3 protein-coding genes and 1 pseudogene are annotated in these 2764 nt (G+C 63.2%); 1 reads left to right on the top strand and 3 read right to left on the bottom strand.

Annotated elements, in window-relative coordinates; translation table 11 throughout:
* On the bottom strand, positions 1-1067 hold a 1067-nt coding region (locus EN969_RS25455), incomplete at its 3' end, for a YcjX family protein (RefSeq protein ID WP_127419495.1).
* A gap of 63 nt (positions 1068-1130) precedes the next feature.
* Positions 1131-1634, bottom strand: a complete 504-nt coding sequence (locus EN969_RS25450) for a histidine phosphatase family protein (RefSeq protein ID WP_063167923.1) — start codon at positions 1632-1634, stop codon at positions 1131-1133.
* A 332-nt stretch (positions 1635-1966) separates the two neighbouring features.
* On the opposite strand from EN969_RS25450, the gene dksA reads away from it, so the two are divergent.
* The gene (gene dksA / locus EN969_RS25445; protein ID WP_013531862.1) at positions 1967-2383 is read left to right on the top strand and encodes an RNA polymerase-binding protein DksA; all 417 of its coding nucleotides are present in this window, start codon (positions 1967-1969) and stop codon (positions 2381-2383) included.
* A 185-nt stretch (positions 2384-2568) separates the two neighbouring features.
* On the opposite strand, the pseudogene EN969_RS25440 reads toward dksA, so the two are convergent.
* Positions 2569-2764: pseudogene (locus EN969_RS25440) on the bottom strand (hypothetical protein); the annotation flags it as partial.

Below are 2764 nucleotides of genomic sequence, written 5' to 3'. Positions count from 1 at the left end.
ATCGCCTGCAGCCGGTCATGGCTTTCGTGATGCAGATGGTCGGCCTTGGTCGCGGCAACCAGGATGCGGTCGATGCGCCGCGAGAACAGATCGGTGAGGAAGCTGCCCCGGCCGGGGCGAAAACAGCTGAGGATCTCGGTCACCGCGCGTTCCAGGTCGGCCATGGCGCCCGGGCCGGCGTTCAGCGCCTGCATAGCGTCGATCAGCACGATCTGGCGGTCGAGGCGGGTGATGTGTTCCCGGAAAAAGGGTTTGACGACATGCGTCTTGTAGGCCTCATAGCGCCTGTCCATCATGGCGTGCAGCGAGCCTGCGCGCGGACGGTTGTCGCCGATCGCGGCCAGTGGCGCGAAGGTCAGGGCCGGCGAGCCTTCGAGATCGCCCGGCATCAGGAAGCGGCCGGGCGGCAAGGTCGAAAGCGCCCGCTCGTCGAGCTTGCAGGCCTTCAGATAGGCGGCGAAACTCTCGGCCAGGCGGCGCGCCGTCATCTCGTCGGCATCGGCGTTCGGGTCGATCCCGGCCGATAGTGCCCGCCAGGCTTGCGACAGGTCCTCGCGCACCGGCAGAACGGCCATCTCAAAGGCTTCGTGGGAAAAATCGGCGAAGGATTTGCCGAGCAGCGGCAGATCGAGCAGCCATTCGCCGGGATAATCGACGATATCGACCGACAATCTGCCCGAGGAAAACATGCGGCTCCAGCCGGAAGCCGATTCATATTCGATGGTCAGCCGCAGCTCCGAAATGGCGCGCGTCGAATCGGGCCAGACGCGGTCGTTGACCAAGGCTGCGATGTGGTCCTCGTACTGGAAACGCGGCACCGCGTCGTCGGGCTGCTGCTCGAGGAAGGCGCGCGCGATGCGCCCCGATTTCTGCGCCTCGAACAGCGGCAGGCGCCCGCCATGGATCAAATTGTGGACAAGGGCCGATATGAACACCGTTTTGCCGGCGCGGGACAATCCGGTCACGCCGAGGCGCAGCGATGGGGAAAAAAGCCCGGTGGCGCGGCCCGATAGCGTGTCGAGGGCAATCCTCGCCTCGTCGGTGAAGGTGGTCAGCGATGATGCCAAAATATGCTCTCTCGAACTTCGGTCCGTCCGATATAGGCGCTGCAACAAGGCTTTGAAATGGCTTCAGAGATCGGCCGGCGTCAGGAACGCTTCGAGATAGCCGGTGCCTTGGGCGGCGCTGGCAAGATCGCCGTCGAAGCGGACGACCGCCAGGCCCGCGGTCGGGAACCCATGGTTCAGCGTGGCCCGCGCAGCCTCGTCGCCGCCGCCCGAAACTGCCATGGCAAGGTCTTCCATCATCGGGTTGTGGCCGATGACCAGCAACGAGCCCGATCCGCCATTGTTCCTGATAAGGTTGAGATAACCGGCCGCGTCCGCGCTGTAGAGCCCGTCGAAGAACAGGACCCGGCCGGTGTCGGTCTGGCCGGCCAGGCCTTCCAGCGTCTCTTTGGCGCGTTTGGCGTTGGAGCACAGCGTCCGGTCCGGAACATAGAGGCGGGAGCGCATGGCGGCGCCTATCATTTCGGCATCGGCGCGGCCGGACGCATCGAGCGGACGGTCGAAATCGCGCATGCCGGGCAATGCCCAGCCAGCCTTGGCATGTCGCAACAGATAAAGCCTGCTCACCCAACCTCCGAATGCCGAAGCCTTCCGGGATTAGCCACGAGAACGGCGTCGCGCACAATGGCCCGTGCTCTTCAAACACGGCGAATCAGCCAACGCTGGCTGCTGCAAAATGCGCTTGCATATCGGCCCCGGGGGCACCGCGATCAGGGAAAATATGCGTCACCGGATCCAAAGTGTCGCGGCGGAGTTTGTACCAAAGCGACCGTACGCGGCTGCAAAGACGCGTGCCCGGGTACTTTAACAATTGCGTGAAACAGCGGCCGATTGCGCTTGTGCAGGCGTCGGACGACGAATATATAGGCGCCAAATTTGGGGCAGTTTGGGTGAGTCGAATGAACGACATCGTTACCGCCGATTACGTACCCTCCGAAGACGAGCCGTTCATGAACGAGCGGCAGAAATCCTACTTCCGCTCAAAGCTCGTCACCTGGAAGAATGACATATTGCGCGAAGCGCGCGAAACACTGGAAATCCTGCAGCAAGAAAACGCCAACCACCCCGATCTGGCCGATCGCGCCTCTTCGGAAACCGACCGGGCCATCGAACTCAGGGCCCGCGACCGTCAGCGCAAGCTCATTGCAAAGATCGATTCCGCCCTGCAACGCATCGACGAAGGCACCTACGGCTATTGCGAAGAAACCGGCGAGCCGATCGCGCTGAAGCGGCTCGATGCACGTCCGATCGCGACATTGTCGATCGAAGCGCAGGAGCGGCATGAGCGCCGCGAAAAAGTCTATCGCGACGACTGAAGCTCACGGCCGGCTGTCTCGAACGAACTCGATTCTGAAAATGGCCGGTTTTCCGGCCATTTTCATTGGTGCGGCATCCACCGCTCAGGGCGCGCGAAGATCGAAAACCCTCGGGGCTTCGGACGAGGTGGTTCGGCAGCCGGACCGGCGACGGTGTTTCGCGGGGATAGCGACCCGGCGGTCGCTCATTTCTTCTGGCTGGAGAGTTCACCGAGAAGCTTGGTCATCTCGTCGTCGAGCGACTGCGGCGCCGCCGGCTTGCCCACCTGGCCGCCCGAACGGGGCTGGTCCAGCGATACTTCAAGTTCTCTCATCAGCGTGTCGTCGATGCTGTCCTGCACCGGCTGCGGTGGTGGCGGGGCGTGCCGGGCGGTGTTGGCG

Origin of the sequence: Mesorhizobium sp. M7A.F.Ca.CA.003.01.2.1, from assembly GCF_003998945.1 — a bacterium.
Lineage (GTDB): Bacteria > Pseudomonadota > Alphaproteobacteria > Rhizobiales > Rhizobiaceae > Mesorhizobium > Mesorhizobium ciceri.
This window is presented reverse-complemented; position numbering and strand designations above follow the sequence as displayed.

What these genes read in the sequence shown, in the direction of transcription:
- dksA (WP_013531862.1), top strand. Translation starts at nt 1,967, where the DNA reads ATGAACGACATCGTTACCGCCGATTACGTACCCTCCGAAGACGAGCCG.